Annotated in this window: 1 protein-coding gene; it reads right to left on the bottom strand. The window is 56.2% G+C overall.

Annotated elements, in window-relative coordinates; genetic code table 11:
• Positions 1-536 (bottom strand): TRAP transporter substrate-binding protein DctP (gene dctP, locus AC1DWI_RS26005; RefSeq protein ID WP_477726308.1); only part of this gene is annotated, 536 nt, incomplete at both ends.

Below are 536 nucleotides of genomic sequence, written 5' to 3'. Positions count from 1 at the left end.
GACCACATCGGCACCCACGATGGCTGAGTGCTTCTCGATCACGGGCTTCATCTTCTCGCGGAATTTAGCCATCTCCGCGGGACTGAACTCGCTGACCTGCATGCCGTTCTTCTTCAGGTTTTCGAGCGCAGTGCCGGACTGTTCACGCGAGGCCTTGCGCTGGTACGCAGCAGCTTCGGCGGTCGCATCCGAGAATATTTTTTTCTCATCATTGCTCAGGGTGTCCCACAGCTTTTTGCTGACAATGACGGTTTGCGGGTTGTACTGGTGGTTGGTCACCGCCAGGTACTTTTGCACTTCGTAGAACTTGTTCGCGTTGATGACCGTGAACGGGTTTTCATGGCCGTCAATGGCCTTTTGCTCCATCGCGGCATAAACCTCGGGAAAAGCCATGGGCGTCGGATTGGCGCCCAGGGCGGTCACCCAGTCGATGTTGATGGCATTGGGAATCACGCGCAGTTTCAGGCCGGCAATGTCGTCCACCTTGGTGATGGGGCGCTTGCTGTTGGTGATGTTGCGAAAACCGAGTTCCCAGT

The sequence above is a fragment of the Polaromonas sp. P3_C2 genome (genome assembly GCF_056402675.1).
Note: the sequence above shows the minus strand (reverse complement) of the source record. Positions and strands in the feature narration are given on the sequence as shown.